Origin of the sequence: Parasedimentitalea marina, assembly GCF_004006175.1 — a bacterium.
Lineage (GTDB): Bacteria > Pseudomonadota > Alphaproteobacteria > Rhodobacterales > Rhodobacteraceae > Parasedimentitalea > Parasedimentitalea marina.
In genome coordinates, this window is sequence record NZ_CP033219.1 from 2,981,654 (window position 1) to 3,007,099 (window position 25,446).

At 58.2% G+C, this 25,446-nt stretch carries 25 protein-coding genes and 1 pseudogene; 6 read left to right on the plus strand and 20 right to left on the minus strand.

Annotated features, from left to right (window positions below; translation table 11 throughout):
- The first annotated feature begins 111 nt into the window (after positions 1-111).
- Positions 112-1,653, plus strand: a complete 1,542-nt coding sequence (locus EBB79_RS14390) for an adenylate/guanylate cyclase domain-containing protein (protein ID WP_127749530.1) — start codon at positions 112-114, stop codon at positions 1,651-1,653.
- Positions 1,654-1,687: 34 nt separating this feature from the next.
- Here the strand turns inward: EBB79_RS14390 and nusB are convergent, their stop codons facing one another.
- Genes nusB through ribB form a run of 3 tightly spaced genes read right to left on the minus strand, consistent with a single transcriptional unit; the run spans position 1,688 to position 3,850 of the window.
- The gene (gene nusB / locus EBB79_RS14395; RefSeq protein WP_127749531.1) at positions 1,688-2,179 is read right to left on the minus strand and encodes a transcription antitermination factor NusB; all 492 of its coding nucleotides are present in this window, start codon (positions 2,177-2,179) and stop codon (positions 1,688-1,690) included.
- Entirely contained in the window at positions 2,176-2,727 is a 552-nt protein-coding gene (locus EBB79_RS14400) for a 6,7-dimethyl-8-ribityllumazine synthase (RefSeq protein WP_127749532.1), read from the minus strand. The genes nusB and EBB79_RS14400 overlap by 4 nt, the downstream gene beginning before the upstream one ends.
- Position 2,728: 1 nt before the next feature.
- Positions 2,729-3,850 (minus strand): 3,4-dihydroxy-2-butanone-4-phosphate synthase, encoded by a 1,122-nt coding sequence (gene ribB / locus EBB79_RS14405; RefSeq protein WP_127749533.1) that lies wholly within the window; start codon positions 3,848-3,850, stop codon positions 2,729-2,731.
- A gap of 73 nt (positions 3,851-3,923) precedes the next feature.
- On the opposite strand from ribB, the gene EBB79_RS14410 reads away from it, so the two are divergent.
- Positions 3,924-4,175 carry a hypothetical protein gene (locus tag EBB79_RS14410; RefSeq protein ID WP_127749534.1) on the plus strand — a complete coding sequence of 84 codons (252 nt, stop codon included), beginning with the start codon at positions 3,924-3,926 and terminating at the stop codon, positions 4,173-4,175.
- A gap of 370 nt (positions 4,176-4,545) precedes the next feature.
- A pseudogene (locus tag EBB79_RS14415) lies at positions 4,546-5,706 on the plus strand (trans-sulfuration enzyme family protein).
- 82 nt (positions 5,707-5,788) lie between these two features.
- Here the strand turns inward: EBB79_RS14415 and EBB79_RS14420 are convergent.
- Together EBB79_RS14420 and EBB79_RS14425 are read right to left on the minus strand one after the other, a co-directional pair.
- Positions 5,789-6,007 carry a DUF6500 family protein gene (locus EBB79_RS14420; RefSeq protein ID WP_127749535.1) on the minus strand — a complete coding sequence of 73 codons (219 nt, stop codon included), beginning with the start codon at positions 6,005-6,007 and terminating at the stop codon, positions 5,789-5,791.
- Complete coding sequence (locus EBB79_RS14425; protein ID WP_127749536.1) at positions 6,004-6,597, minus strand: riboflavin synthase; 594 nt, start codon at positions 6,595-6,597, stop codon at positions 6,004-6,006. The genes EBB79_RS14420 and EBB79_RS14425 overlap by 4 nt, the downstream gene beginning before the upstream one ends.
- 170 nt (positions 6,598-6,767) lie before the next feature.
- On the opposite strand from EBB79_RS14425, the gene EBB79_RS14430 reads away from it, so the two are divergent.
- The 3 genes from EBB79_RS14430 to EBB79_RS14440 all read left to right on the plus strand — a co-directional run bounded on the left by EBB79_RS14430 (position 6,768) and on the right by EBB79_RS14440 (position 11,310).
- Entirely contained in the window at positions 6,768-8,060 is a 1,293-nt protein-coding gene (locus EBB79_RS14430; RefSeq protein WP_127749537.1) for a capsule biosynthesis protein, read from the plus strand.
- A 97-nt stretch (positions 8,061-8,157) separates the two neighbouring features.
- Complete coding sequence (locus EBB79_RS14435) at positions 8,158-9,291, plus strand: polysaccharide biosynthesis/export family protein (RefSeq protein ID WP_127749538.1); 1,134 nt, start codon at positions 8,158-8,160, stop codon at positions 9,289-9,291.
- A 6-nt stretch (positions 9,292-9,297) separates the two neighbouring features.
- Complete coding sequence (locus EBB79_RS14440; RefSeq protein WP_127749539.1) at positions 9,298-11,310, plus strand: capsular polysaccharide biosynthesis protein; 2,013 nt, start codon at positions 9,298-9,300, stop codon at positions 11,308-11,310.
- 29 nt (positions 11,311-11,339) lie between these two features.
- On the opposite strand, the gene ribD is transcribed toward EBB79_RS14440, so the two are convergent.
- The 15 genes from ribD to EBB79_RS14515 form a co-directional block, all read right to left on the minus strand.
- Complete coding sequence (ribD, locus tag EBB79_RS14445; protein ID WP_127751015.1) at positions 11,340-12,416, minus strand: bifunctional diaminohydroxyphosphoribosylaminopyrimidine deaminase/5-amino-6-(5-phosphoribosylamino)uracil reductase RibD; 1,077 nt, start codon at positions 12,414-12,416, stop codon at positions 11,340-11,342.
- 20 nt (positions 12,417-12,436) lie between these two features.
- The gene (gene nrdR, locus EBB79_RS14450; RefSeq protein ID WP_127749540.1) at positions 12,437-12,904 is read right to left on the minus strand and encodes a transcriptional regulator NrdR; all 468 of its coding nucleotides are present in this window, start codon (positions 12,902-12,904) and stop codon (positions 12,437-12,439) included.
- 133 nt (positions 12,905-13,037) lie between these two features.
- The gene (locus tag EBB79_RS14455) at positions 13,038-13,454 is read right to left on the minus strand and encodes a secondary thiamine-phosphate synthase enzyme YjbQ (protein ID WP_127749541.1); all 417 of its coding nucleotides are present in this window, start codon (positions 13,452-13,454) and stop codon (positions 13,038-13,040) included.
- 4 nt (positions 13,455-13,458) lie between these two features.
- On the minus strand, positions 13,459-13,893 hold the full coding sequence (locus EBB79_RS14460; protein WP_164860819.1) for a hypothetical protein: 435 nt from the start codon (positions 13,891-13,893) through the stop codon (positions 13,459-13,461).
- A gap of 97 nt (positions 13,894-13,990) precedes the next feature.
- Positions 13,991-14,407, minus strand: coding sequence for a hypothetical protein (locus EBB79_RS14465; protein WP_127749543.1), 417 nt, complete (start codon positions 14,405-14,407; stop codon positions 13,991-13,993).
- Positions 14,408-14,540: 133 nt separating this feature from the next.
- Positions 14,541-14,996 (minus strand): hypothetical protein, encoded by a 456-nt coding sequence (locus tag EBB79_RS14470; protein WP_127749544.1) that lies wholly within the window; start codon positions 14,994-14,996, stop codon positions 14,541-14,543.
- A gap of 78 nt (positions 14,997-15,074) precedes the next feature.
- Positions 15,075-15,356 carry a hypothetical protein gene (locus EBB79_RS14475; protein ID WP_127749545.1) on the minus strand — a complete coding sequence of 94 codons (282 nt, stop codon included), beginning with the start codon at positions 15,354-15,356 and terminating at the stop codon, positions 15,075-15,077.
- A gap of 116 nt (positions 15,357-15,472) precedes the next feature.
- A complete protein-coding gene (locus EBB79_RS14480) occupies positions 15,473-15,751 on the minus strand; it encodes an HlyU family transcriptional regulator (RefSeq protein ID WP_127749546.1) in 279 nt (92 codons plus the stop codon).
- Positions 15,752-16,027: 276 nt separating this feature from the next.
- The gene (locus EBB79_RS14485; protein ID WP_127749547.1) at positions 16,028-16,906 is read right to left on the minus strand and encodes a hypothetical protein; all 879 of its coding nucleotides are present in this window, start codon (positions 16,904-16,906) and stop codon (positions 16,028-16,030) included.
- Between the two features lie 48 nt (positions 16,907-16,954).
- Positions 16,955-18,943 (minus strand): RNA polymerase sigma factor RpoD, encoded by a 1,989-nt coding sequence (gene rpoD / locus EBB79_RS14490; protein WP_127749548.1) that lies wholly within the window; start codon positions 18,941-18,943, stop codon positions 16,955-16,957.
- A gap of 114 nt (positions 18,944-19,057) precedes the next feature.
- The gene (gene dnaG / locus EBB79_RS14495; RefSeq protein ID WP_127749549.1) at positions 19,058-21,061 is read right to left on the minus strand and encodes a DNA primase; all 2,004 of its coding nucleotides are present in this window, start codon (positions 21,059-21,061) and stop codon (positions 19,058-19,060) included.
- 114 nt (positions 21,062-21,175) lie between these two features.
- Entirely contained in the window at positions 21,176-21,493 is a 318-nt protein-coding gene (locus tag EBB79_RS14500) for a hypothetical protein (protein WP_127749550.1), read from the minus strand.
- Positions 21,494-21,617: 124 nt separating this feature from the next.
- On the minus strand, positions 21,618-22,169 hold the full coding sequence (locus tag EBB79_RS14505) for a sarcosine oxidase subunit gamma (RefSeq protein WP_238704917.1): 552 nt from the start codon (positions 22,167-22,169) through the stop codon (positions 21,618-21,620).
- Positions 22,162-25,092, minus strand: a complete 2,931-nt coding sequence (locus tag EBB79_RS14510) for a sarcosine oxidase subunit alpha family protein (protein ID WP_127749551.1) — start codon at positions 25,090-25,092, stop codon at positions 22,162-22,164. Before EBB79_RS14510 ends, EBB79_RS14505 begins: the two co-directional genes overlap by 8 nt.
- Positions 25,089-25,358, minus strand: a complete 270-nt coding sequence (locus EBB79_RS14515) for a sarcosine oxidase subunit delta (protein WP_127749552.1) — start codon at positions 25,356-25,358, stop codon at positions 25,089-25,091. Before EBB79_RS14515 ends, EBB79_RS14510 begins: the two co-directional genes overlap by 4 nt.
- Positions 25,359-25,446 lie beyond the last annotated feature (88 nt).

Genomic DNA, 25,446 nt, shown 5'->3' on the forward strand with positions numbered 1-25,446 from the left:
AGATTTGCGCTTAAGCGTATCAAAATTGGGCATTTTGTGGTTTTTATCCAGACAAAATGCCTGTGCGAAAGAAACACCGCAGCCGCGGCTAGATCAAAAGAGAGACACTTTGTGAAACATATCAGCCAGGTGCTTCTCAAACATCCGCAACTTATTCCAGTCCTGGTGATCATCGCTGTTTTGGCCCTGCCCCTGGCCGTTTGGCGCGACGTCATGGCTGTCACGGATCAAAGTATCCGCAAGCAAACGACGGCGCTCGACAAAGTCATGACCACTTTGCGGAGCTATTATTCACAAAATGTCATAGCCAACCTGTCGTCAGAGGTGCAAACGGTCGCAAGCCACGACTATCACGACATTGAAGGCGCAATTCCAATCCCGGCTACGCTGGCAATTGAACTGGGAGAGCTGATCAATGCGACCCAGAGCGATGGCGGGTTTAATGTTGAATATCGCTTTGTCTCGGACCTGCCGTTTCTTAGCCGCAAACCATTTGATTTAACGGCCGGGGAAAGCCGCGCCCTGACGGAATTTCGCAATGGTTTTCCCGAGGACCACATGTTTCTTAAGGCAGACAACAGCCCCTTGGATCATGCCATTTCCATGGTCACACCGGTGATCATGGAGGACAGCTGTGTGGCCTGTCACAATACCCATCCCGACAGTCCCAAGACGGATTGGCAAACCGGCGATATACGCGGATTACAGTCTTTCACCGTCCGTCAGCCAATATTTTCAAACCTTCTGACATTCAAATACCTGATCCTTTATATGATCGCAGCGGGAACATTCGGCATTTTGTTTTCGCGCCATCAATTGCGGGTCGCGTCTAAGTTAAAGATCCAAGGAGAAGAGCTGACAGAGAATAACGAATTCCTGGCTGGGGTTTCGATGAAGATCTCGCGCTATCTGTCACCACAGGTTTACAAATCGATATTCTCGGGTGAGAGAGACGCCTCAATTTCGACTGAACGTAAGAAACTGACGGTGTTTTTCTCGGACATCAAGGATTTCACCCAGACGACAGAAAGCCTGCAACCCGAAGAACTGACGGCACTGCTGAACTCATATTTCACCGAAATGTCAGCCATAGCCGAACGACACGGGGCCACGATCGACAAATTCATCGGCGACGCCATTGTCGCGTTCTTTGGCGACCCGGATAGCAAAGGTACCACCGAAGACGCCCGCGCCTGTGTTCGCATGGCGCTGGAAATGCAAGAGCGCCTTGGCGAATTGGCGGGCGAGTGGCGGGCAAAAGGCATAGAGCACCCCTTTCGCGCCCGCATAGGCATCAATACCGGGTATTGTAATGTCGGCAACTTTGGCTCTGAGCTGCGGATGGACTACACCATCATCGGGGCCGAGGCGAACCTCGCAGCACGGCTGGAGGCCTCGGCTGAACCGGGCGGCATTGTGATGAGTTATGAAACCTATGCACATGTGCGCGACATCGTAACCGCGCGCCAGTTGCCGCCAATGCGGTTCAAAGGCATCGCCCGTGAAGTGGTGCCTTATGTGATTGATCCCGGCCGCAACAGCCTGCCAGCCAGCGAGGTCAGCCGCGATGGCAACAGGGTCACTGTTCATCTGGAACGCCTGGACGAGGTATCTCGGGCCAGGTTGCAGCAGATACTGGATGATCAGGCCTAGATGCAGGTGCGTGCAAGCACGCACCGCTGGTTGATCAGAACGCCTCGGGCTTGGCCTCATGGGCCATGTGGTCCAGCACCGCGTTGACAAATTTTGGCTCTTTGCCGTCCGGGAAGAAGGCCCGGGCGATATCAACGTATTCGCTAATCACCACCTTTGGCGGGGTGTCGGACTGGGTCAGCTCGGCACCGGCGGACCGGAACAATCCACGCAGGGTTGGGTCGATCCGCGAGATCGGCCATTTGGCCACCAGGGCACGATCCGTCATCTGGTCGATCACTGCCTGATGGTTGACGGCATCCTCTAGCAGCTTGCGAAACAGCGCTGCATTGCCTTCGGCCATTTCATCGCCGTCATAGGTGGCCCCAAAACGGTGGTCGAGAAACTCGACGATCACCGCGTCAAAGGTCTGGCCGCTGTGTTCCATCTGGAACAGCGCCTGCACCGCGTAAAGCCGCGCCGCAGATTTCTTCTGACGTTTCTGAAGGCCCTTGTTGGGGGCGCCACCATTGCTGTCCGTGCTCATGCGTTTTTGGGTCCGATGCTGGATTCGGCCAGGATAATGGCCTCCGAGCGAGCCTTGAAGCCAACGCCCTTGGTTTGGGCGCCCCACTTACGCCCGAGCGCGACAAGATGCAAGGCCGCCGCAGCCGCGCCGCCGCCCTTATTCATCGCGCCTGGATCAGCACGCACCTGGGCCTGCTCAACGTTCTCGACCGTCAAGATACCATTGCCGATACACAGCCCCTGCAATCCCATCAGCTGCAACGCGCGACTGCTGTCGTTGCATACCGTGTCGTAATGAGTGGTCTCCCCCCGGATGACACAGCCCAGCGCCACGTAACCATCGAAATTTGAGGTGTTTTCAGCGATAGCAATTGCAGTCGGCACCTCTAGTGCACCGGGCACCTCGACCAGAGAATAGCTGCCACCAACCGCTTCGATCTCGGCGATGGCACCGGCGACCTGATCGTCGGCGATCTCTTTGTAGTAGGGTGCCACCACGATCAGCAGCTTCACCGGCTTGGAAAATTCAGGGCGCGGCAGGGTGTAATGGGTTACGGTAGCAGCCATATCAAACCTCGGACAAAATGGGGCGTGTGCCGGTTATGGTCAGCCCATAGGCATCCAACCCCACATAACGCGTTTCAGGAGAATCGGTCAGCAACACCAGTTCATTTACCCCGAGCTTGGACAGGATCTGTGCCCCCAGACCGGTTTGCTTGATCGTGCGCGGACCCTCGTCTTCGGCCGCATAGAGCGCATTGCGCGGTTGACGGAACAGGCAGACCACGCCGCGGCCCTCATCCGCAATCAACTGCATCGCACGCGGCAGCTCGCTGGGAGGCTTGGGGCCCAGCCCCAGAATATCCGAGGCCTCATGAACCGCATGGGTGCGGCACAGGACTGGTTCTGCGGTGGTGATATCGCCTTTGATCAGCACCACGTGTTCAATCCCGTGGGTCTGATCGGTGAAAAGGCGCATGTCCCATTCGCCACCAAATTCCGAATTGACTGTTTTTTTCGAGGTTTCCACCACCAGATTGTCATTGCGCGAGCGGTAGGCGATCAAATCCGAAATTGCACCAATCTTGAGCCCGTGTTTCTTGGAATAGATCAGCAACTCGGGCAGGTGCGCCATGGTGCCGTCGTCGTTCATGATTTCGCAGATCACCGAGGATGGGTAACACCCAGCCAGCCGGGCAATGTCACAGCCGGCCTCGGTATGGCCAGCCCGTACCAGCACCCCCCCGTTGCGCGCCCGCAAGGGGAACAGATGCCCCGGCGTGGCAATATCAGCCGCCCCCAGATCGGGGTTGATGGCTGTGGCCACGGTCAGGGCGCGATCCGCCGCTGAGATACCTGTGGTGACGCCTTCGCGCGCCTCGATTGATACGGTAAACGCGGTTTCATGGCGCGAGGAATTATGCATTGCCATCATAGGCAGGCCCAGTTCGTCAATGCGGTCCGATGGCAGGGTCAGACAGATCAGCCCACGTCCATGGCTGGCCATAAAGTTGATCGCCTTGGCATCGGCAAATTCAGCCGGAATAATCAGATCGCCTTCGTTCTCGCGGTCCTCGTGATCGACCAAAATGAACATGCGCCCCTGGCGGGCCTCTTCGATGATCTCTTCGATCGGGCTGATTGCGTCACGCAGGTCGGTTTCTACCGGTCCGGGGGTTTCATAGCTCATAAAGGTCGGCCTTTCGATACGCACGAGTCTGGGACACTCGATTACATTGCCAAATAGACCACATGAGACCTGATTGCCAGTCCTGCAGGCGGCAGGCAATCGTTTGAATACGTCGGAAACGGCCCTGCCCGCGGCACTGGCACAGACGCTGGCACTGGCACTGGCATATGCGCAGGCAAAGACCCAGCCAGAGCCCCTGCCCTGCCTGTTCATCCCTATCGGATATAGATCAGTTCCGGTGCTAAAGATGGCGACGTCGCCACAGCGGAAGCGGACAGGGATTTTACCCCTGTGCGTGAACCTGTTCAGATGCGCCCTGGCGTAACCCAAGACCCTGTTTCCTGTGCCGGGGGTGATAGTCCCGGCGGCAATCGCGATTGGTGGGGATTGTGGTGCAGAGGGATTAATCCTGCCTCACCTGGGCGCACGCAGAGGCAGCAACAACAGGCGCTTTTGCAAAACCGGGAGGGCGGCGGTTGCACCGTTGAATCCGTACTTTGGGCTCGCAATACACCAGTCCACAGGGTGAAAACGCAGCCCTTACTGCGCCTCGCCCGAATGCCTGCACAGCGAACACCATCCCCGTGTGCCGCAAGCACTCAAATAGCTGCTTGCGTTGCTTGGTGTCCCTCGTAAAGATCGCCACCGAAAGACGCCCGCTAAATACAGCACATCGAAGGTAAGGAAATAAGATCATGTCTGATCAGAGCAATCGCAAGCAGTCCATTGTCACCCGCGTTGCGCAGGCGTTGCACTTTGTGGAAGCAGACACTGGCGCGGTGGTGCCTTCGATCCAACCGGCGGCGACCTATGCGCGCGATGAAAATTACGAGGTGCGTAAGCCCTATTGGTATCGCCGCGATGGCAGCCAAACAACGGCACATGCCGAAGCCATCATCGCCGAGCTTGAGAATGCACAGGAATCATTGCTGTTCTCCTCGGGCATGTCAGCCTGCACGGCGGTGATTGAACACCTGCCGACCGGCGCGCATGTCGTTGTCCCCAAGGTGATGTACCACGGTGTCTTGCAGCAAATTCAAAAGTACGAAGAAAACAAACGTATCATTGTGAGCTACTACACCGCTGGTAATCTGGAAGAGATGGCTGCTGCGGTTCGAAAAGGGGAAACCCAGCTTGTTTGGGTGGAAACACCAAACAACCCGAATTGGGAGGTGACCGACATCGCGGCGGCCTCGGACATTGCCCAGGACGCAGGTGCAAAACTGATTGCCGACTGCACAGGCACGCCGCCCACAATGACGCGTGCCCTTGATCTGGGGGCAGACTTCTCGTTTCACTCGGCCACCAAATATCTCAACGGGCATTCAGACATAACCGCAGGTGTTTTATCGGTCAAAGAGGTCGGGCAGTTTTGGGAAGACATCTTTTGGGTGCGCAAGCTCCAGGGGACCGTCCTGCATTCCCAAGACGCATGGTTGCTGATCCGTGGCATGCGCACGCTTTTCCTGCGTGTCGAGAGGTCCTGCAAAAATGCGATGGCAATCGCGACGCATTTTGATGGCCATCCTCACATTGAAACCGTGCTGTATCCGGGTCTTGCCTCGGATCCTGGCCACGAGGTTGCCAAACGCCAGACCGACGGACAATTCGGCGGCATGATGTCGATCATCATCAAAGGGACCGAGAAAAATGCCATCGACGTGACACGTTTTTGCGAGTTGTTTTATCCGGCAACATCACTTGGCGGTGTCGAAAGCCTTGTCGAGCACCGTAAAACCGTGTCCGGTTAAGGGTTCCCTGTGCATCCGCAATTGTTGCGCCTGTCCATTGGGATCGAAGACGCTGACGATCTTATCTATGATTTGGAACAGGCGCTGGCACGGGCCTTTGCCTAAGATCGCGTTATGAGAAATGCCCAATTTATATGCCGCAGCCGCATATAAATTGGGCGGACCCGACAGGGTCAAAAACAGCGGCCTACTGCCCTTCGGCAATCATCATCCGGATTTTGGTCGCCTTTTCAAAATGATCCAGCGCATGGGTTTGAATCCACCATGTGGCGGCCTCCATCAGCAACGCAGGATCGTCGTTTTTGTTGGCAAAGAACGCGTAGAACGACAGGCCGACGCCCTCGCCCTTTTGGCTGATCTTCTTGTCACAAACCGCGATGGCTTTAGCCCGCAGGCTCGCCCTCACTGAAATTCACCCAACCGCGCCACGTAGCGGGCCAGCGTGTCGATTTCCAGGTTGATCTGGTCGCCCAGTTTGACGTCACCCCAAGTGGTCACCTCTTTGGTGTGCGGGATGAAATTGATGTCGAAATCACAGCCGCGCACATCATTCACCGTCAGCGACGTCCCGTTCAGCGCCACCGAGCCCTTGGGCGCGATGAACTTGGCCAAAGCTTCGGGCGCACGCAGGGTGACGCAGGTGCTGTCGCCGGTTTCAACCATCTCAACCACCTCGGCAACACCATCCACATGGCCCGACACGATATGGCCACCCAGCTCGTCACCGACTTTCAGGGCGCGTTCCAGATTGACCCGCTTGCCGTCGTGCCATCCATTGCGGCCGATATTGGTCTTGGAGATGGTTTCAGCCGAGATCTGGACGTCGTACCAGTCGTCCCCCAGCGCGATCACTGTCAGGCAGACCCCATCGCTGGCAATCGAGGCACCGATATCGATGCCTGTGGTGTCATAGCTGGTCTGGATACGAGCGCGCAGGTCGCCGTCTTGCTGCAGCTCGGTCACTGTGCCGACATCGGTGATGATACCTGTGAACATAACGCGCCCCTTGTTGGCCTGAAAACTGTTGTAAAACTGGTAGCCAGTGCACCCAATATGCACAAGCCCAGAACCGCTGGACCTTGCCAAATGCCATGGGCTGGACTTAGTTTCGCCGCAGTAAAGCGTTATCGAAAACGTTACTCCATCTGGTTAGTATGAGCCCCGAAATGAAGATTGAAGCTAACACAAAACGCGTATTTCTGTTCCTTCAGGGACCCCATGGACCGTTTTTCAACGCGCTGGGCAAAATGCTGCGCGCGGCCGGATGTGATGTCTGGCGGGTGGGCTTCAATGCGGGCGATCATGCGTTCTGGTTCAATCCGGCCAGCTATATCCCCTATCAAGGCAACGCGGAAGACTGGCCCAAAACCGTTGAAGCCCTGTTCGACAGCCATCAGGTCACCGATATTGTGCTCTATGGTGACACCCGACCGATCCACGCTTTGGCTGTGGCCGAGGCCAAGACCCGCGGCATCCGCGTGCATGTCTTTGAGGAAGGCTATATGCGGCCCTATTGGGTGACCTATGAACGCGGCGGCTCAAACGGCAACTCCAAGCTGATGGAGATGACAATCCCGGATATGCAAAAGGCGCTGGAGCTGTCCGATATGGAGGCGCCACTGCCACCGTCCCATTGGGGCGATATGCGCCAGCATATATTCTACGGGGCCCTGTATCATTGGTTTGTGATGTTCCGGAACCGCAAATACAAAGGCTTCAAACCGCATCGGTCAATTTCGGTCACCAAAGAATTCCAGCTTTATCTGAAACGGTTGCTGCTGATGCCCGGACTGGCGGTGCAGCGCAGACTTGCAACCCTGCGTATTCGCAATGGGGGCTTTCCCTATCATCTGGCCTTGCTGCAGCTGGAGCATGACAGTTCGTTCCAGCAACACTCGCCGTTTTCCACCATGACCGACTTTCTGTCCGTGATCGTCGAAGGGTTTGCCAGGGGGGCGCCGCGGCACCATCATCTGGTGGTCAAGGCCCATCCCCTGGAAGATGGCCGGGTGCCGATCCGGCGTGAGGTCAAGCGGCTGGCCCGGGAACATGGCATTTCGGATCGGGTGCATTATGTGCGCGGCGGCAAACTGGCGCAGTTGTTGAACGAGGCCCGCACCGCGGTGACCGTCAATTCTACTGCCGGGCAACAGGTATTGTGGCGTGGCATTCCCCTGAAGGTGTTTGGCCATGCGGTTTATGCCAAACCAGAATTCGTCTCGACGCAACCCCTGACCGAATTCTTTGCCACGGCCTCGCGACCTGACAACCGGGCCTACAAAGATTATCGCCGCTATCTGTTGGAAACATCACAGCTGCCCGGCGGGTTTTATTCGCGCAAAGGTCGGCGTCAGCTGTTGCGGCAAGTGGTCGACATGATGCTGTCGCGGGATGACCCCTATGACGCACTGAAATCCGGCACAGCGGCCCCACGGCAACAGTTGCGCGTCGTGAACTAGGCCAACCCTGTTGCAGCACTGGATTTTTGTTCCGCTTTCCGATAGTTTGGCAAAAAAAGACTGAGGCAGAACAATAATAGGTCGAGGAGACCGAGCAGTGAATTCCGTTCCCTTTCGGTGGGCACGCCCCATCGCTATGCTGGCTGCGCTCGCGCTTGCGGCCTCATGTGGCTTGCCTCAAGTGGGGCCTAACAAACGTCAGATTTTTGCTGGATCGGTCCAGAAAGAAGGTGACTCCTTTATCGTGTCGGTGAACGACCGGGTCACCCGCGCCACTGCGGTGGTGCCGGCACTTGGCTTTTCCAGCGCCTTTCAATCGGCGGGCCAGCTGACATCAGACACCATTCGCCCCGGCGACGTGTTGGGCCTGACCATTTGGGAAAACGTCGACGATGGCTTGCTGGCAGGCGAGGCTGCCAATTCGACCATCCTGGAAGAAGTTCAGGTCGACAGCGCCGGTTTCATCTTTGTGCCCTATGCGGGCCGGGTGCGGGCCTCGGGCAATACGCCGGATCAGTTGCGCAAGACCATCACTGCCAAACTGGAAGACCAGACCCCCGATCCACAGGTGCAGGTGCGCCGACTGGCCGGTGACGGGTCCACTGTCAGCTTGATTGGCGCAATTGGGGCGCAGGGCGTTTATCCAATCCAGCGTCCGACCCGTACATTGGCAACCATGCTGGCGCAGGCCGGTGGGGTGACGATCCAGTCAGAAATTGCCCAGGTCACCGTGATCCGTGGCAATGAACAGGGCAAGATCTGGTTCCAGGACCTGTATGATCACCCGGAACTGGACATCGCCCTACGTGGCGGCGACCGGATTCTGGTCGAGGAAGACAGCCGCTCGTTTACCGCGCTGGGGGCCACCAGCACCCAGGCCCGCGTCCGTTTTGAAAGCCAGGATCTGTCGGCGCTTGAAGCCATCGCCCAGGTGGGCGGTCTGATTTCAACCTCCTCGGATCCCACTGGCGTCTTCATTTTGCGCAACGAACCGGCAGAAATCGCCGGTCAGGTGTTGGGCCGGGATGATCTGGTAGGCGCGCAGCGCTTGGTCTATGTGCTGAACCTGACCCAACCCAACGGGTTATTCATTGCGCGCGATTTTGTCATCCGCGATGATGACACGCTTTATGTGACCGAGGCCCCTTATGCCCAGTGGACCAAGACCATTTCGCTGCTGGCAAGCCCGCTGACACCACTGGCGAATGTCAGCACTCTGGTTGGTGGCTGACCTAAGATGACCAGCTTTGATGACAGGCACGCGGCCGGGAGCACTCGCTCCCGGCTGTTTGTTTATAACGGTGGCTTTGTCACCCAGAAACGCCTGCGTCGCATTCTGCATCTGGCCGGGTATGATATCCGTCTGGGCCTGCCCGGGCCGCAGGATCTGGTTGGCATCTGGGGCAACTCACCCACCGCCCATCGGGGCCGCCGCGTTGCCGAGTCCCGTGACGTTGGCCTGCTGCGGGTCGAGGATGCGTTTTTGCGCTCGATCCATCCGGGACGCGCGGGCGAGCCGCCGGTGGGATTGCAGCTGGATCGCTCGGGCGTGCATTTCGATCCGGCCAGCCGGTCCGATCTGGAGCAAATGCTGGCAACTGCACCTCTGGATGACAGCGCCCTGATGCGGCGCGCCCGCGATGCGGTGTCGCGACTGACCGAAGTGCAGCTGAGCAAATACAACGCCTTCGACCTTTTTGCCCCGGTCCCCAAACCCGGCTATGTGCTGGTGGTGGATCAGGCCCGGGGCGATGCCTCGGTGGTGGCCAGCGGTGCAGACCGGGCCCGGTTCCTGGAGATGCTGGTCTTTGCGCAAGAGGAAAACCCCGGCGCGCGTATCGTTATCAAAACCCACCCGGAAACATCGCAGGGCTATCGTCCCGGCCATTACGGCCCTGAGGATGCCAATGATCGCATCACCTTGCTGGGCGACGCCGTGTCCCCGTGGGAGCTGCTGGACGGCGCTGTAGGCGTCTATACCGTGTCCTCGCAGATGGGGTTCGAGGCCATATTGGCGGGCCATAAGCCGCGCATCTTTGGCCAGCCCTTCTATGCCGGCTGGGGGTTGACCCAGGATGAATTCCCGCTGGCCCGACGCCAGCGTCAGCTGACGCGGCAGCAGCTATGTGCCGCGACCATGTTCCTCTATCCGACCTGGTACGACCCGTTTCGCGATCAATTGTGCGAGCTGGAAACCGTGCTCGACAACCTTGAAACACAGGTCCACGCCTGGCGTCAGGACCGACATGGCTGGGCCGCGTCGGGGATGCGCCTGTGGAAACGGCACCCGCTGCAAAGGATGTTTGGTACTGAAAAGAAGGTGTTATTCACCGAGGATGCCGCCAAGGCGCAGGCCAGTGGCCGCAACTGGATGGTCTGGGCGGGCAAGGCTGGCGGCGACCATCAGGGTGCCACCCGGATCGAGGATGGCTTTCTGCGCTCGCGCGGGCTGGGCGCCGAATTGGTGCCGCCGCTGTCCCTGGTCACCGACCGGAAGGGCATCTATTACGACCCGACCCAACCCAGCGACCTTGAAGACTTGATCGCGCTACGGGTGCGCCTGACCGAGACACAGGAACGGCGCGCCGAGGATCTGTTGCGCAGTCTGGTCCAGTCCAGCCTGTCGAAATACAACCTGGGTGGCGAGACCCCGGACCTGCCCGCTGGGCGCCGTATTCTGGTGCCCGGACAGGTCGAAGACGATGCCTCGATCCTGACAGGTGCCAGCAAGGTCAAGACCAACCTGGACCTGTTGCGCGCCACCCGGGCGGCCAATCCGGATGCGGTTATCATCTATAAACCCCACCCGGACGTTGAGGCCGGATTGCGCAGTGGTGAGATCGCCGCCGAAGGTTTGGCCGATGTGGTGGCCCATAACAGCGATCCCATTGCGATGTTTGATCAGGTTGGAGAGCTCTGGACGATGACCTCGCTGATGGGGTTCGAGGCATTGTTGCGCGGTGTCCAGGTGACCACATTGGGCGCGCCGTTCTATTCCGGCTGGGGGCTGACGCGGGATCTGTCGGCCCAACCCAAGCGACGCCAGGCGCGGCCCAGTCTGCTGGGCTTGGTGCATGCCGCACTGATCGATTACCCGCGCTATTGTGATCCGGTCACCGGGTTGCCCTGCCCCGTTGAGGTGGCCGTGCGCCGGTTGCAAAACGGCGAGATCCCGCATCCGGGAGTAGCCAACCGGGCACTGTCGAAATTGCAGGGGCTGTTGGCGACCTATGCGCATCTGTGGCGATAAGCCCCATGACAAAAGAGCGGTCGCTCAGGTCAGCGCAGCGACCGTGTCCAGCGATGTTCAACGTCCTGACCCACCTGACGGGTTTCAATCAACTGATACCGCAGCGCTTGCTCTAACCGGGTCAAACCCAACGTCCCAATCATTGGCAGACCATCGGCCCCGATGCCCAGACCGGCAGTAAAGCCGATCAATTCATCCACCAGATCAGCGGCCAGCAGGGATGCCGCCAGCGCACCGCCGCCTTCGCAGAACACCCGTGTCAGCCCGGCACTGCCCAATTGCTGCAAAATATCGGCAGCGTCCACCTGGGTGCCACGCACCGCACAGGGCAAGAGCTTGGCACCCAGCCCCTCCCAGGCCTTCAGCCGCTCAATGTCGGCCCCTGGGCCATGACACAGCCAAAGCGGCACGTCCTTGGCGGTGCGGGCCAGCTGGCTGAGCAGCGGCAGATCCAGATGGCGCGAGATCACCACCCGCACCGGCTGTTGCGCAACCCCAAGATCACGCACCGTCAGCGACGGATCATCCGCCCGCGCTGTGCCTGCGCCGACCATCACCGCGTCATGGCGGGCCCGCATAGCATGCACCGACCGCCGCGCCTCGGGGCCGGTAATCCACTGGCTGTGGCCAGTGCTGGTGGCAATACGCCCGTCAAAGCTGCTGGCCAGTTTCAGCGTCACCAAGGGGCGACCCTGCTCTGTTCTCAGAAAAAATCCGGCGTGGTCTCGGGCTGCTTGTTCGGCCATCACGCCAGTTCTGACGTCAATTCCAGAGCGCCGCAACTGTTCGAACCCCTGGCCCGAGACCCTGGGATCGCTGTCCTCGATCGCCGCGACAACACGGCTGATACCTGCTTCTATCAATGCCTGCGCACAGGGGGGCGTTTTGCCCTGATGTGAACAGGGTTCCAGCGTCACATAGGCCGTGGCCCCTTTGGCCTGCGCGCCAGCCTGGGCCAGCGCAACCGTTTCGGCATGCGGTCGCCCGCCCGGTTGGGTCCAGCCACGGCCGACAATCCGCCCGCCCTGAACCACCACACAACCCACCGCCGGGTTGGGCCAGCACAGCCCCATACCTCGCCGCCCCAGACTAAGCGCCAATGCCATAAACCGGGTGTCAGTATCGCTCACTCTTCTGGCGGCACCATTGGCCGCAATTCATGAACGAAATCCTCAAAATCATCGGCCGCCTGGAAGTTCTTATAGACACTGGCAAAGCGCACATAGGCCACGGTGTCGATGCGGGCCAGCGACTCCATCACGATCTCACCAATCCGGTTGGATTGAATATCAGTGTCGCCCATGCTTTCCAGCCGTCGCACAATGCCCGAGATCATCTGATCAATCCGGTCCGGATCAACCGGGCGTTTCTGCATCGAAATACGGATGGAGCGCTCTAGCTTATCGCGGTCGAAATCTTCGCGTTTGCCCTTTGACTTGATCACCACGAGGTCGCGCAGCTGCACCCGTTCATAGGTGGTAAAACGTCCCCCACAAGCCGGGCAAAACCGCCGCCGCCGGATTGCGACGTGATCCTCGGCGGGCCGGGAATCCTTTACTTGAGTATCAACATTCCCGCAAAACGGACAGCGCATAAACAAATCCTCTCAATCAACTCGACCATAATTTGTACGGAGTTCCACGTAGTTATCCACAGTTATAGGCCAGACGCTAGGATTTGGGTAGGGGGATATTCACGCCCCTATATAGGCGCTGTCACAGGCGCCTTCAGGTCAGATGAGCCACGACATTACGCTGATGTGACGCTGTGCGGTGCTCAAATAAATAGATCCCCTGCCAGGTGCCCAGCAGAATCCTCCCCTGGTGAACCGGCAGCGACAGGCTGACCGGCATCATGGCCGCCTTGATATGCGCGGGCATGTCATCGGGACCTTCATATGTATGGCGCAGATAATGCATCGATGGATCAGTACTGGGCGGCACAAGTCGGTGGAAAAACGCCTGCAAATCCGCCTGCACCTCGGGGTCGGCGTTTTCCTGGATCAAAAGTGAGCAAGAGGTGTGTTGCACAAACAGTGTCAGAAGCCCGTTTTGGCGATCCAGTCCCGCGACCCAAGTTTGGGCGCGATCAGTAAATTCATATAGTCCTGGACCCTGTGTTGCGATCTGAAACAGAGCTTGCATGCCGTCAGAACACCCCAAATCGTAAACTGTAAAAACCAGGCCGCAGGTGACAGCGGTCAAACGCAAAGGTCAATGAACGAGAATAACCTACTTTTAGAATATCGCTGATATAGCTGGCCTCATAGGGTTCAAGGCCGATCGCCTCTGGCTTCAGTGTAAATGTCACCGCATCCCTGGCCCCTGTTGTCACCCCACGACCGATGCCGCTGACGACGTAGATCTTGGTCTTCCAAGGGGCCCGTTCGACACGCCGCACATAGTCACCGATCCCGCACCAGTAATCGTCCTTGTTCGCACCAGGCCGGCCTATGACTTCAATGACGTTTTGATCGACCCTGTTGACATAGAGCGAGTTTGTCGCCTGGAACTCTTGCGCCATCACGGGAAGAGCCAACGAACAGGCGCTGACAACTGCTAATGACCTAAATATCCGTTGCACCATCTATCTCCAATCCGGCCTTTCAACACCAATGCCATCACAAGACCTTGCCTGCACCACCGCCATCACATCAGCCGGACGTCCCGAATTACAAAGCTCAGAACTGGCCAAGCAAAAATGGGTCACAGTGACTATCGCCACCCTGCACGGTCATAGCGCTGCCAACACTGAAGGACGTGGTCCCTATAATGCCACGCGGCTGGACCTGAGAGCCACCCGGATCAAGCGAGAATAGAACGGTATCCTTACGGCCCGAGACCTCGCCCGTGCCAAGGCCACGAACAATGTAGAATGGTGTTTGCCATCCTGCCCCCAGATAGCGGCGCGCATATTCAGACCCTGCACACCAATAGGCAGACCGCGTACTTCCCAATTGAGGCGCTACCTCAAACACGACACCGTCGTGCGGATAAGCGCGTGCACCATACTTCAAGCTTTTGAAATTGCTGACTTCACTTGTACAGGCCGACACCGCAGCTGCACAAAGAACCAATGTGGAAAGAGCTTTTATCATCTGAAACCAATATGTAATACGCCAACTTGGCGTGGTAGCCTGGCCCCATCATACGCGGGTTGTGCTGCTGCGCCAGCCTAATACCTGTCACCTATGGCTCTTCGGGCAAAACCTCGCCTAAAGGAAGAGATGACTATTGCAACCCGGCATCATACCAGGCGTTTGCCAGCGGCGTTAGGTTCATCCGTACCGAGCCGGTATCACAAATCAGCAGCGCCAGACGGTTGCCCTCTTCATGTACCGAAAGCTGTCCTTCGGCCACGGCATCCTCGGACAGCCGGTCCACGCTGAAACTGATCAGGTAGCTCACCGATTTGTTGAAGAACCGGACATCTTCGCCGTAATAGCGGCCAATCCCTGTCCACGGGGTGAAGTCTAGTTCATCAAGGCCACGCAGCAAAAACAGATCAGGCACCTGCCCTATCCGGCCGTAAGCATAGCTATAATCAGCGCCATCCTGACAGATATGGACGGCTTTCTTGCCGTGGGAAAACGTGCAGGAGAACAGCTCGGCACCGTTTTGACACTGCGCCCATGCCGCCGGAGCGATCAGGGACAGAGACAGGCTGGTCATTAGGGTGCGGAGCATGGGGATCATCCTATTTGGCGCAGTTGCCACTCAGGATAGCGTACATCAGATTGAAGAACCAGAACCGAGGGGGCGTGATTATCGGGTTGGAAACGGGATGATATCCGCCGATTGCCGCGGCGCCATGGCGTCCAGTATAAGGGCCAGCACGTCCTGCTTGGTCTCGTCTTCGCCAAATGTCTTGCGGGCGAGCTGCCGTAAGAAAGAGCGCGCTGTCTCGGCATCCAGGGCTTTCAGCTTCACGTCGTGATCGCGCAGGGCATCGACCATAAACTGGTTGGCCAACACCATCGCGTTCAAGGACTGAAGTTTTTCCCCCAAAACGCCAAGCGCCTCGTTCAGGTTTGAATTTGCAGACATCGTTTTCCCCTTGGTGTATGCACACCTCCACTGGGGAGAGCCTAGAGGCCGATAAGCTGTGGGGCAATGCAGCGCGTTAGCAAATGGTTAACATCGCCCGGACCTGCCTGGCGCGCTTAGCCGAATATGCGGTCGCCCATCTGGTCGATCGCGAGCTTGGCTTTCTGGATCGCGGCCTCGGCAGCAGCATCGCTGGCACTGAAGGTATCCGCCCGGATGAGCTTGTGGATTTTCAACTCGCCCCCGATCTCTTTCTCGATCCGCGCCCCAAGGCGGTAGCCCTTACCTTCGGCAAGGGGGTCGGGGAAAATAGCGAACCCATTGTACATTTCAGGCTCAGGGGCCTTGGGGGTCGCCGCGCTGGACCCACCGAAGAGTTTTTTCAAAAGGGACATTTGGGGCTCCTAATAGTTTTGGCGGATGGTGACATATCGGGCGGGGCTTGGAAAGGTCGGGTCGTCCCACAAGAGGCAGTGCCTGACAGTGAGAGCTGAAGCCGTCTCAATAACGATCCGGGGATCAGTCTAGGCCGAAATGGGTGAGCCCTTAAAAACGCTCTTTTGAAACCGACATATCCACACAGGGCAGTGTCTGACCTTGGGGAGGTGCAAAGCGCCTTCCCGGGGGGAAGGTCAGGCGCGGCCCGGCGGTGCCGGGCTAAGAACGAGCCATTACACTAGCCTGCTTACTTGTAAGTCGCCTTCTTCTCCAGAAATCATATATTCGGAAGCCCATTTAGCCCACTTAGCTGGAAGTGATAAACTGGCAGTAGAATTTGGAATATAGGTAAATGATTGTTTCTTGTCCGAAAACCTACCAATCCAGTCACTAGACCAAATTATTCCAGAAACATCGCTATATTCAGGACTGAGAAATGCACTTCTCGGAACAGAACGACCACCTACTTTCGGAATGTGTTTGCAATTAACCCCAATTGTCGCACTCGTAGGGTTGTCCAGTGATGGGACCGAAAAGGCTAAACCTTCAATTGGATAAACTGCACTAAAAGCATATGGAAGCCTGTTATCAGGCACCTGTTGGAAAGCCGCACTCCCGCCGATAGCTATGAGTTTGACGTCAGTTTTCGATACAATTCCATTTTTCAGATATCCCCTAAACTTGTCCCTCTTCTCCTTTACTGCTGCGGTAACTCTCAGCTCTATCTGCGTTTTTGGAGTTTTTGCCATTATCCCTTGTCGACAAGCATCGACCGTATCCGGCACACTATTAGGATTAGAGACGTCGCCAAAAGTAGGACTAATTGCTTCGATCCAAATTCTTTGATCGTTTTCTTCAATAAGGATGTCCGGACCCTCAGCGGACATCCGAACCACTAAATTTTTTCCAGCCTCCAATAGCCAATAGGCTAAGTACATCTCCCAGAAACGCTGGTCCGTTTGCCGAGCAAACTCAGATAAGAAATTTCGATCCGCAAATGGCTCATAAAGTGACCACATTCTCGCAAGCACTTTTCTATTTTCGCGCTGTGAGCTAATCCCCCTAATATTATTATAGGCTACTGATCCACAGCACTCCTGAAAAAGATCCAACAGATTCCCTTCCCAAACAAAAAGGCGCCCCGTGGGGCGCCCTTCTAATCACTGATCCAAGAAACTCCGCAGTTTGCGGCTTCGGCTTGGGTGCTTCAGCTTACGCAGCGCCTTGGCTTCGATCTGACGGATCCGTTCGCGGGTCACCGAGAACTGCTGGCCGACTTCTTCCAGCGTGTGGTCGGTGTTCATGCCGATACCAAAGCGCATCCGCAACACGCGTTCTTCCCGTGGTGTCAGCGAGGCCAGCACGCGGGTGGTGGTTTCCTTGAGGTTTTCCTGAATGGCGCTGTCCAAGGGCAGCACGGCATTCTTGTCCTCGATGAAATCACCCAGCTGGCTGTCTTCTTCGTCACCAATTGGCGTTTCCAGTGAAATCGGCTCTTTGGCGATCTTCATCACCTTGCGAACCTTCTCCAGCGGCATCTGCAGCTTGGCGGCCAGTTCTTCCGGCGTTGGCTCGCGGCCAATCTCGTGCAGCATCTGACGACCGGTGCGGACCAGCTTGTTGATGGTCTCAATCATGTGCACCGGAATACGGATGGTGCGGGCCTGATCGGCAATCGAGCGGGTGATCGCCTGACGGATCCACCAGGTCGCATAGGTCGAGAATTTGTACCCGCGACGGTATTCGAACTTGTCCACCGCCTTCATCAGGCCAATGTTACCTTCCTGGATCAGATCCAGGAACTGCAGACCACGGTTGGTGTATTTCTTGGCAATCGAGATCACCAGACGCAGGTTGGCCTCGACCATTTCCTTCTTGGCCTGACGGGCCTCTTTTTCGCCCTTCTGGACCTGCTGAACGATGCGGCGGAATTCCGAGATGTCCAGACCGACATACTGACCAACCTGGGCAATATCGGCGCGCAGTTCTTCGACCTTTTCGGTGGAGCGTTCAATGAACATCTTCCAGCCGCGGCCCGGCTTTTCGCCCATTTCCGCCAGCCAGTTTGGATCCAGCTCGCGACCCCGGTAAGCCTCGACAAATTCGCGACGGTTGATACGGGCCTGGTCGGCCAGTTTCACCATCGAGCCATCGATCTGCATGACGCGGCGGTTGATGCCGTACAGCTGGTCAATCAGCGCGTCGATACGGTTGTTGTGCAGGTGAAGCTCGTTCACCAGTTCAACGATTTCCGAACGCAGCGCCTGATAGGTCGCCTCGTCCTTGGCAGTAAAGGAGCCGTCTTCGTTCAGGGTTGCCGAAATCCGGCTGTCCTGCATTTCGGACAATTGGGCATAATCAGACGAGATCCGTTCCAGACTGGTCAGAACCTGATCCTTAAGCGCGGCTTCCATCGCGGCCAGGGACAGGTTGGCCTGATCGTCCTCGTCATCGTCGTCATCGTCCTGGCTGATCGGGTTGCCGTCAGCGTCCAGCTCGGGGCTACCACCTTCGGGCTTTTCGGCCTTAACGGCACCAGCCGGGGCGACCACCGTTTCCTGAGGCGTCCCGTCCTCGTTCATCGTGTTGCCAAAAGTGGTTTCCAGATCGATGACGTCGCGCAACAGAATGTCTTCGGTCAGAAGTTCGTCGTGCCAGATGGTGATCGCCTGAAAGGTCAGTGGGCTTTCGCACAGGCCAGCGATCATCGTATTGCGGCCCGCTTCGATCCGCTTGGCGATGGCGATTTCGCCCTCGCGGCTGAGCAGTTCTACCGAACCCATCTCGCGCAGGTACATGCGCACCGGATCATCGGTACGGTCCAGTTTCTCAGACGCTGCGGTGGAAACGGCAACTTCACGCGCCCCATCAGCCGTAACCAGATCGGTCGAGCCTTTTTGCTCTTCCTCTTCGGCTTCCTCGTCCTCGATGATGTTGATGCCCATTTCCGAGAGCATCGACATCACGTCTTCGATCTGTTCCGAGCCCACCTGATCGGGCGGCAAAACCTTATTCAGCTGATCATAGGTGATGTAGCCCTTCTCGCGGGCCTCAGAGATCATCTTTTTGACGGCCGCCTGACTCATGTCCAGCGAGGTTTCAGGTTCCTGGTCGTCACGCTTGCGATCTTCGGTGTCTTTGGCGGCCATTCAATGCTCCTACTACGGCTAAGGGCGATTCGGTCTAGGCGAATCATTAGCCCGAACGAGTGATTCGTCACCCGGTTTAACCGGTTTTTTTAAGTACTTCCTTACGAAAACGACTCAGCTGCGTTTTCGTGAGAAGTTGATTCCATCTGTTAGCGCGCTCAAAAGGTTGCGTTCGTCCCTGTTCAGACGCGCCCCATTGTCCGCTATATCATACTGCGCGCGGTCCTCGTTTTCGCTGCGCACAGCCTTGTTTCGGGCTTCGGCGGCTTGCCCCAAACGCCATGTCACCGCCTCGTCTGCAAGGCCGCTGAGATCTTCTTCGGCCTCGGCAAGTTCGGCGTCCAGCCCAAGACGGGCTTCTATTTTGGCGAATTCTTCACTGAGCGTCAGGGTGGCAGTCTCCAGGTTGCCGGGCTTGCGCAGACAGGGGCTGATTGCCACATGGCGAAGCGCATGCAGGTTTTCAAGGGCGTAGGGCCCCAGTGCATAGAGTATTTCATCGTGCAGCTGATCTGGCGCATCCATCCCGTACCGCAGGATCATATCGCGGATCACCGCATGGTCCGTATCGGCGCAGGTCATGCGTTCGAAATTAGCCTCGAAGGTTGCGATCACTGCCGGGGTGGCGATCGCACTGGCCAAAATTACCGCCTCGCGCATGGCAATGGCGGCCTGATCATCGGCAGCCGCCAACATCGAGCTTTTGGTGCTGGCCAGCGGTTGCTGCGGCACCGCCTTGCCCGGACGCCATTTCCCACGCGCCCCGTCTTTGAAGCCGCTGCCCTTAAATCCACCACCGGTGGGGTTAAAACCTGCGCTAGGCGGCTTGCGGTTGCCGCGAAACAGCGCCCAGCGCATTTCCTTGATGTCATCGCCATAGTGCTTGCGGATCGAAGGATCGCGGATCAGTTTGATTTTTTCACGCAGGCTTTTGTCCAGCCCGGCCTTGCGTTCGGGACTGTCGAAAACTTTGCCTTCGGTTTCGCGCTGCCACAACAAGCGCACCATGGGCATTGCCTGGTCCAGCAGGTTTTGCACCGCAGCCGGGCCCTGACTGCGGATCAGGTCATCGGGGTCTTTGCCCTCGGGCATCATGGCAAAGCGCAGGGATTTACCGGCCTCCAGCAGCGGCAGCGCCAGATCGATCAGCCGCATTGCCGCCCGCAGGCCCGCAGTGTCACCGTCCAGGGCTATGATCGGCTCATCCGCGATGCGCCACATCATCATCAACTGATTTTCAGTTACGGCGGTGCCCAGAGGCGCCACGGCGGCCTCAAACCCGCCATCCGCCAGCGCGATCACATCCATATACCCTTCGGCCACCACAAGGGGCTGCCCCTTGCCGGCAGCGGTACGGGCGGGGGCGTGATTGTACAGGCTGCGGCCTTTGTCGAACAGTTCGGTTTCGGGAGAGTTCAGATATTTGGCGTTATCGTTGGGGTCCATCGCCCGACCGCCAAAGGCAATGGCGCGGCCGCGTGCGTCGCGGATCGGGAACATGATGCGGTTGCGGAAGGTGTCATAGGGCTTACCGCCCTTGGTCGAAGGTTTCGCCAGTCCGGCGCCAAAGATCAGTTCTTCTTCGACACCCTTGCCGCGCAAGTGGTCCCACAAGTTTTGCCAACCGTCTGGGGCAAAGCCGACCTCCCATCGGGTCAGCGACTGCGCCGACATGCCGCGCCGCTCCAGATAGGCGCGGGAATCCTGCGCGCGACCCGTGTTCAATTGCAGGCGGAAGAACTGCACCGCCTGTTCCATCACATCCGCCAAAAGTGCGCGACGGTCTTGTTTCTGTTGTGCCCGAGGGTCGCGGGCGGGCATTTCCATGCCTGCCTCAGCAGCGATCATCTGCACCGCCTCCATGAAACCGACGTTTTCGGTCTCTTGGACAAAGCCTATTGCGTCGCCTTTGGCCTGACAGCCAAAGCAATAATAGAATCCCTTGCGGTCATCGACGTGGAAACTGGCAGATTTTTCATGGTGAAACGGGCACGGCGCCCACATGTCGCCTTTGCCCATATTGGATTTTCGTTGATCCCACATGACCTTACGCCCGACAACCTGGCTTAGGCTGACACGGGTGCGCAGTTCATCAAGGAATCCGGGGGGCAGTGACATAAGAGTAATGTGCCAGTTAAGGGTCGCACTTCCAAGCCCACAGTATGGTTTCTGCGTGATTTCAGTGCGGTTCCGGTGGAAGTGGATCAGCGCGAGTGAAGGAAAGGTAGTGCCTTACTGGATCTGTTCCAGACAGCGTTCGTTCCACACTGCACCCAGATCTTCGTTGCGGATCACCTTCATCTTTTGTTCGTAGATCCAGGGCGCGATCAGCGGAATGGCAGCATTGTAGTTTTCCGGCCACTCCGGCTCGGCGGCGATAATCGTTTCGCTAAGCTGGCGCTCTTTGACCCGGTCCCGCCGTGCCTGTTGGATCGCGGAAACCACGTCGGCCTGATAGCCGCAGCTTTCCTCGGGTGTATCGGCCGCCAGTACGGGGGCCGCAAGAACAGCGGACAATAGGGCGGCACTTAGCGCGGTCAGGGTCTTCATCTTGCAGCTCCGGTGAATCAGTTGGACCCCGTCAGACTAAAGCGCAGGCCACCAAGTGGGAACCAGTTTTCACACAGGCCCACATCATTTCACACAGGCCCACATCATTTCACACTGGCCCACATCAAATGTCGCCCCGCGCCGCCACCGCTGCCATCGCGACCTTCAGATCATGCACCAAGGTGCGGGCCATGGATCGAAACACCATCACCTGAAAGGCCTGCGCGCCAATCCGGGTGATCGAGGCCTGCATATGCGCCAGTTCGGTCCGCACCGTATGACCGCGTTTGAAGGCCGGGCTGCGCAGATCCGCCGGCACCAGTCGCGCCAGCACATCCTCTGCCCCGATACCGTCCAGCCGCACCACCGCCCAGGCATCGCTTTGATCGGTCAGGGCGGCAAACTCGGCCAGCGCCGGTGCCGCAACCACCCCCTGCAACAGCGCCACGCCCTGGCCAAACCAGATCGCCCGCCCCCCCGCCTTGCCGGTGCTGCGACCGATCGACGGAAAAGCCATGCCATGTTCCGCCTGCAGCGCCGCGCTTAGTGCATCATCCTGCCCGGTGTAGGGCGCAACCGAGGTCATCGCGGTGGGCAAGTCTTCGGTCAGGGTGAGGCTGCCACTGGTCAGGGGCAGCAGCCCGTCACAGGGTGTCAGTGCAATCAGATCAGCCACGGGCACGGCCTCCTTCACGATCAAAGAATACAGGGCTCACCACTTCGCACAGCGCATCAATACCGTGCATATGGTCCACCATCCGCACCTCTTCGCCAATGCGATCTGGGCCGTTCTTCAAAAAGCCCAGCGCAATCGAGTGACCCAGCGTGGGCGAGAACCCGGCTGAGGTGACATAGCCCTGATCATAGATCCGCTCAACGGGATCATCAGGATTGAACAGATGCGCCCCGGCGGTCAGCTGTTTGACCGCACCAATAGGTTTCAGCCCAACCAGCCGTTCGCGGTCCTCGGCCATCAGACCGGGGCGCGACGACAGCGGTTTGCCGATGCAGTCTTTCTTTTTCGACACCATGCCCTGCATGCCTAAATCAAAGGCGGTGACGGTGCCGTTCAGCTCGGCATGGGTCAGGAAACCTTTTTCAATGCGCAATACGTTCAGCGCCTCCATGCCGTAGGCGCCACCTTTTAGGGTCTTGGCGCGCTGTAGCAACTCGCGAAACAGCGCATCGCCGAAACGTGCAGGCACCGCCAGTTCATAGGCCATCTCGCCCGAGAACGAGATCCGGAACAACCGCCCCGAAACGCCCAGCACATCAACCGCACCGCAGGCCATAAAGGGCCAGCTGGCATCATCGATCTGATCGCCCAGGATGCCATTCAGCAGCTCCCGCGATTTGGGCCCGGCAATGGCAAATTGCGCCCATTGTTCGGTCACCGAGGTAATCTGCACATCCCACTCGGGTCGCATCACCTGCTGCACAAACTCCAGATGCGCCATCACTTGCCCAGCGGCGGCAGTGGTAGTGGTCATCACATAGTGGTTCTCACCCAACCGCGCGGTGGTGCCATCATCCATAACAAAGCCGTCATCGCGCAGCATCAGACCGTAACGCACCCGGCCAAGCTTTAGCGTGCTGAAAGTGTTGGTATAGACCAGATCCAGCAGTTTCGCGGCATCCGGCCCCTGAATGTCGATCTTACCCAATGTCGAGACATCGCAAATCCCGACAGCCTCGCGCACCAGTCCGACCTCGCGGTCGCAGGACTGACGCCAATTGCTTTCCCCGGCTGTTGGGAAATAGCTGGAGCGATACCACAACCCCACTTCGATCGCTGGCGCGCCAAGTTCCTTGCTGGCCAGATGCGAGGTCAGGAAGCGCTGTGGCTTGAACCCTGCCCCGGCAGCCCCCGCCCCCATGGCGGCAATAGACACCGGCGCAAACGGTGGCCGGAACGTCGTGGTTCCGGTTTCCGGAATGCCGCGCCCGGTGGCGTCCGCCAGCACCGCCAGCGCCGCCACGTTTGAGTTCTTACCCTGATCGGTGGCCATGCCTTGCGTCGTGTAACGCTTCATATGTTCGACCGAGCGGAAGTTCTCGGCGGCGGCCTGTTTCACATCTTTGACGGTGACATCGTTCTGGAAATCCAGCCAGGCCCGGCCCTTGCCCGTCACCGCCCAGAGCGCGGTAATATTGTAAGGCGCGTCACCGGCAATTGGCAGATCCGGTTTGGATGCTTTCACCCCCAGATCCTCCAGCGCCTGGCTGGCAGCCTCGGCCCCTTCCCGCAGGGCGCCGATGGTCGAAAACTCACCATTGCAGGCTCCGGCACAGGTCAGTCCCGGCACGGTGCCCGGTGTTGGCACAAAGCTATAGATATCACGGTTCCACTGTGGCCGACCGTTTAAGTGACAGGTCAAATGCAAGGTTGGGTTCCACCCCCCTGACATCGCCAAGCAATCCGTCTGAATGCGCTCCTCGCCCTGGACCGAGCGCACGGTGATGCTGTCGATCCGCTTGCGCCCGCCAGTGTCACAGACCTGCGCCCCCTTCATCACCGGGTACAGATCGCTGTCCGGCGCATCATGGCGACTGTCCACCACCATCGCCACATGCACGCCCGCCTGCACCAAATCGCGCGCAGTGTCATGGGCCTGATCATTATTGACAAACAGCGTCACCCGCTGCCCCGGCGCTACCCCCCAGCGGTTCAGATAAGACCGCACAGCGCTGGCGGTCATAATGCCAGGGCGGTCGTTGTTTTTAAACGCAATCGGACGTTCGATCGCCCCCGCCGCCAGCACAGCCCGCTTGGCCACAATGCGCCAGAAACACTCGCGCGGCAGGTCAGCGCGACGCGGCTGATGATGCCCCACTCGCTCCAGCGCACCATAGGTGCCCTGATCATAGGCCCCTGTAATAGCGGTCCGCGGCATCAGCCGGACATTGTCCAGACTTTCCAGCTCGGCCAGCACCTGTGCCACCCAGTCTACGCCGGACAGGCCATCAATCTGCTCCACCTCACCCAGCAGGCGACCGCCCATGCTGGCATCCTCTTCGGCCAGAATGACATCCGCCCCGGCGCGCCCCGCTGTCAGTGCCGCCATCAAGCCGGCAGGACCAGATCCAATCACCAGCAGATCACAAAACGCATAGGCCTTTTCACACGGGTCCGGATCCGCCTGCCCCGACAAAGCGCCCAGGCCTGCCGCCCTGCGAATAATCGGCTCATAGATCTTTTCCCAGAACTTGGCGGGCCACATGAAGGTTTTGTAGTAAAACCCAGCCCCCAAAACCGGCGAGGCCAGATCATTAACCGCCTGGATATCATGCTCAACCGAGGGCCAGCAATTCTGGCTTCGCGCCTCCAGACCCTCAAAAATCTCCTGGCTCGTGGCGCGAATATTAGGATCACTCTGCGCCCCTGACCCGATGGTCACCAGCGCATTGGGCTCTTCGCTGCCCGCTGTCAGAATACCGCGCGGCCGATGATACTTGAACGAGCGCGCCACCAAATGCACCCCATTGGCCAACAGGGCCGAGGCCAGCGTATCGCCTTCTAACCCCACCAGATGACGGCCATTGAAGGAAAACGTGACCGGCTTGGCGCCCGCCAACAGGCCCTTACCCGCAACTCTCATCGCGCACCCCCCAGATCAGATCCCGCCGCCAGCACAGCTGACACCACCTCATGGCTCACAACATTGCGGCACACATTCAGCCAGGCCCCACAGCCCATTTCGTGATACCACAACTCATGCACGTCACCGGCCGGATTGTCGCGCATATGGACATGCTCATGCCAGGCCTCCACCGGCGCATCCGCGCCCGGGCGCACCAGGGCCGCCCCTTTGACGTAAAATTCCCGGCGATCCCGCTCACCGCAATTCGGACAGGTGACCCTCATGCGCCAGCCCCCTTCATCTTTTCAAAACTACTCCAGGGGTGAGGCCACCAGGCCGAGGGGGCAGCGCCCCCAAAATCCCCAATCCAAT

Coding starts and splice junctions, on each gene's coding strand:
- nusB (WP_127749531.1), bottom strand. CDS start 2,179: ATGAGCACGGACAGCAATGGTGGCGCCCCCAACAAGGGCCTTCAGAAA.
- EBB79_RS14400 (WP_127749532.1), bottom strand. CDS start 2,727: ATGGCTGCTACCGTAACCCATTACACCCTGCCGCGCCCTGAATTTTCC.
- ribB (WP_127749533.1), bottom strand. CDS start 3,850: ATGAGCTATGAAACCCCCGGACCGGTAGAAACCGACCTGCGTGACGCA.
- EBB79_RS14425 (WP_127749536.1), bottom strand. CDS start 6,597: ATGTTCACAGGTATCATCACCGATGTCGGCACAGTGACCGAGCTGCAG.
- EBB79_RS14430 (WP_127749537.1), top strand. CDS start 6,768: ATGAAGATTGAAGCTAACACAAAACGCGTATTTCTGTTCCTTCAGGGA.
- EBB79_RS14440 (WP_127749539.1), top strand. CDS start 9,298: ATGACCAGCTTTGATGACAGGCACGCGGCCGGGAGCACTCGCTCCCGG.
- ribD (WP_127751015.1), bottom strand. CDS start 12,416: ATGGCATTGGCGCTTAGTCTGGGGCGGCGAGGTATGGGGCTGTGCTGG.
- nrdR (WP_127749540.1), bottom strand. CDS start 12,904: ATGCGCTGTCCGTTTTGCGGGAATGTTGATACTCAAGTAAAGGATTCC.
- EBB79_RS14455 (WP_127749541.1), bottom strand. CDS start 13,454: ATGCAAGCTCTGTTTCAGATCGCAACACAGGGTCCAGGACTATATGAA.
- EBB79_RS14465 (WP_127749543.1), bottom strand. CDS start 14,407: ATGATAAAAGCTCTTTCCACATTGGTTCTTTGTGCAGCTGCGGTGTCG.
- EBB79_RS14470 (WP_127749544.1), bottom strand. CDS start 14,996: ATGCTCCGCACCCTAATGACCAGCCTGTCTCTGTCCCTGATCGCTCCG.
- EBB79_RS14475 (WP_127749545.1), bottom strand. CDS start 15,356: ATGTCTGCAAATTCAAACCTGAACGAGGCGCTTGGCGTTTTGGGGGAA.
- EBB79_RS14480 (WP_127749546.1), bottom strand. CDS start 15,751: ATGTCCCTTTTGAAAAAACTCTTCGGTGGGTCCAGCGCGGCGACCCCC.
- rpoD (WP_127749548.1), bottom strand. CDS start 18,943: ATGGCCGCCAAAGACACCGAAGATCGCAAGCGTGACGACCAGGAACCT.
- dnaG (WP_127749549.1), bottom strand. CDS start 21,061: ATGTCACTGCCCCCCGGATTCCTTGATGAACTGCGCACCCGTGTCAGC.
- EBB79_RS14500 (WP_127749550.1), bottom strand. CDS start 21,493: ATGAAGACCCTGACCGCGCTAAGTGCCGCCCTATTGTCCGCTGTTCTT.
- EBB79_RS14510 (WP_127749551.1), bottom strand. CDS start 25,092: ATGAGAGTTGCGGGTAAGGGCCTGTTGGCGGGCGCCAAGCCGGTCACG.
- EBB79_RS14515 (WP_127749552.1), bottom strand. CDS start 25,358: ATGAGGGTCACCTGTCCGAATTGCGGTGAGCGGGATCGCCGGGAATTT.